Annotated in this window: 2 tRNA genes, 1 rRNA gene and 1 other annotated feature (1 of these 4 cut by a window edge); all 3 genes read left to right on the forward strand. The window is 55.8% G+C overall.

Going from position 1 to position 3,112, the window contains the following annotated elements:
* Nucleotides 1-257: 257 nt before the first annotated feature.
* The 3 genes from BLW27_RS20200 to BLW27_RS20210 all read left to right on the forward strand — a co-directional run bounded on the left by BLW27_RS20200 (nucleotide 258) and on the right by BLW27_RS20210 (nucleotide 2,146).
* Nucleotides 258-1,717: ribosomal RNA gene (locus BLW27_RS20200) — 16S ribosomal RNA — on the forward strand.
* A 255-nt stretch (nucleotides 1,718-1,972) separates the two neighbouring features.
* Nucleotides 1,973-2,049, forward strand: a tRNA-Ile gene (locus tag BLW27_RS20205).
* A 21-nt stretch (nucleotides 2,050-2,070) separates the two neighbouring features.
* Nucleotides 2,071-2,146: transfer RNA gene (locus BLW27_RS20210), tRNA-Ala, on the forward strand.
* 403 nt (nucleotides 2,147-2,549) lie between these two features.
* Nucleotides 2,550-3,112, forward strand: a sequence feature (mutual gap in cmsearch alignment for this rRNA model is longer than 100) (it continues 2,997 nt past the right edge of the window).

Raw genomic sequence — 3,112 nt, forward strand, 5'->3', positions numbered from 1 at the left:
CACGTTTTTTGACATTGATGGTATCTGAAGAGATATGCGGGCGGTTTGGTTCATTCGATGGATCGACGTCTGTATGTCGCGCTGGTAGGGCTTCGGTCCGATGATCCAGTGTCAGCTTCACTGTTTGGAGCGAGGTTTCGGTTCTCTTATGAGGGCTGAAGCACGCATCTAGACAGATGACTATCGTCGGCCTTTCAGTAAGGGGTCGTCGATGATGTGCAGAGGTTCGACTGTCAAGGACAGCACTTCGGTGCTTTCAACTTGAGAGTTTGATCCTGGCTCAGAACGAACGCTGGCGGCAGGCCTAACACATGCAAGTCGAGCGAGACCTTCGGGTCTAGCGGCGGACGGGTGAGTAACGCGTGGGAACGTGCCCTTCACTGCGGAATAGTCCCGGGAAACTGGGTTTAATACCGCATACGCCCTTCGGGGGAAAGAATTTCGGTGAAGGATCGGCCCGCGTTGGATTAGGTAGTTGGTGGGGTAATGGCCTACCAAGCCTACGATCCATAGCTGGTTTTAGAGGATGATCAGCCACACTGGGACTGAGACACGGCCCAGACTCCTACGGGAGGCAGCAGTGGGGAATCTTAGACAATGGGCGCAAGCCTGATCTAGCCATGCCGCGTGAGTGATGAAGGCCTTAGGGTCGTAAAGCTCTTTCGCCTGTGAAGATAATGACGGTAGCAGGTAAAGAAACCCCGGCTAACTCCGTGCCAGCAGCCGCGGTAATACGGAGGGGGTTAGCGTTGTTCGGAATTACTGGGCGTAAAGCGCGCGTAGGCGGACCAGAAAGTTGGGGGTGAAATCCCGGGGCTCAACCCCGGAACTGCCTCCAAAACTCCTGGTCTTGAGTTCGAGAGAGGTGAGTGGAATTCCGAGTGTAGAGGTGAAATTCGTAGATATTCGGAGGAACACCAGTGGCGAAGGCGGCTCACTGGCTCGATACTGACGCTGAGGTGCGAAAGTGTGGGGAGCAAACAGGATTAGATACCCTGGTAGTCCACACCGTAAACGATGAATGCCAGACGTCGGGCAGCATGCTGTTCGGTGTCACACCTAACGGATTAAGCATTCCGCCTGGGGAGTACGGTCGCAAGATTAAAACTCAAAGGAATTGACGGGGGCCCGCACAAGCGGTGGAGCATGTGGTTTAATTCGAAGCAACGCGCAGAACCTTACCAACCCTTGACATCCTCGGACCGCCGGAGAGATCCGGTTTTCCTTCGGGACCGAGTGACAGGTGCTGCATGGCTGTCGTCAGCTCGTGTCGTGAGATGTTCGGTTAAGTCCGGCAACGAGCGCAACCCACATCTTCAGTTGCCAGCAGTTCGGCTGGGCACTCTGGAGAAACTGCCCGTGATAAGCGGGAGGAAGGTGTGGATGACGTCAAGTCCTCATGGCCCTTACGGGTTGGGCTACACACGTGCTACAATGGTGGTGACAGTGGGTTAATCCCCAAAAGCCATCTCAGTTCGGATTGTCCTCTGCAACTCGAGGGCATGAAGTCGGAATCGCTAGTAATCGCGGAACAGCATGCCGCGGTGAATACGTTCCCGGGCCTTGTACACACCGCCCGTCACACCATGGGAGTTGGGTTTACCCGAAGACGGTGCGCCAACCTTTTAGGAGGCAGCTGGCCACGGTAAGCTCAGCGACTGGGGTGAAGTCGTAACAAGGTAGCCGTAGGGGAACCTGCGGCTGGATCACCTCCTTTCTAAGGATGTTCCTGGCTGATCGGCTTGTCCGGTCACGTGGAACACTTAGCAGTCACGGTCTTCTCACGGAGGCACGGTCAATTGGCCGGAAGTGACATATACGAACCGGACCGTCCTCATATCTCTTCAGGAAGAAACAGGATGCGGGTTATCCACCCGTTGCGCCAGCCTCGCGCCTTCCGGCGCTCGGCGCTGCGCCTCGCATCCGTCCACAGGACGGCTGCGTTCCGGCTTCGATGCCGGAAACGGCTTGCGGGTCGGTAGCTCAGGTGGTTAGAGCGCACGCCTGATAAGCGTGAGGTCGGAGGTTCAAGTCCTCCTCGACCCACCATTGCCCTTTGGGGCGAGTTGAGGGGCCTTAGCTCAGCTGGGAGAGCGCCTGATTTGCATTCAGGAGGTCAGGAGTTCGATCCTCCTAGGCTCCACCATTCTTCGGATACCATATACATGTCGGCCGATTAGACCGTTGAGCACCCTTAGGGGTTCTGAACCGTCCAATCGGACGCGGAATGCCTTTGTCTTCGGACGAAGCGCACGACATTGACATCGTTCAGAGAGATACAAATCAACATTGCCTGGCGGCCGTAAGTGTTCGGCACGCCTCCGCGGGTCTTTCTTCGGAAAGAGGCGGCGAAAGGGTCTAGCCACCCGATCGACCGTACCCCTTCGGAAACGGGCAATCGTTGTCCAAGTCAAGTACACTAACCAAATGTGTCGCTCGTCAGAGCGACGCGGGATAGTATGCTTTCTGGTCCGGAAGAAAGAAGGCTGTGAACCAGCGGTCTTCGTGTTCGGCCCGCCCTTCGGGCGAGCCTTGCTCTTTCTGGATCAGATCAAGCGCGAGAAGGGCGTTTGGTGGATGCCTTGGCAGCAAGAGGCGATGAAGGACGTGATACCCTGCGATAAGCTCTGGGGAGCCGGGAATAGGCTTTGATCCAGAGATCTCCGAATGGGGCAACCCACCTGATACTCGGTTATTGTTCACCTCTGGTGATCGATAATCGTGTAAACCAGGTACTTTGAGGCTGAATACATAGGCTTCAAAGAGCGAACCCGGGGAACTGAAACATCTAAGTACCCGGAGGAAAGGAAAGTAACAACTACTCCCCTAGTAGTGGCGAGCGAACGGGGACCAGCCGAGCCTTGAGAGTGAGAAGAACACGATGGAAAGCGTGGCCATAGCGGGTGACAGCCCCGTATTCGAAGCTCGATGGGACGTATCAAGTAGGGCGGGACACGTGAAATCCTGTCTGAAGATCGGAGGACCACCTTCGAAGGCTAAGTACTCCTTGCTGACCGATAGCGAACCAGTACCGTGAGGGAAAGGTGAAAAGCACCCCGACGAGGGGAGTGAAACAGTACCTGAAACCGAACGCCTACAATCAGTCGGAGCC

The sequence above is a fragment of the Citreimonas salinaria genome, from assembly GCF_900107235.1.
Classification (GTDB): Bacteria; Pseudomonadota; Alphaproteobacteria; order Rhodobacterales; family Rhodobacteraceae; genus Citreimonas; species Citreimonas salinaria.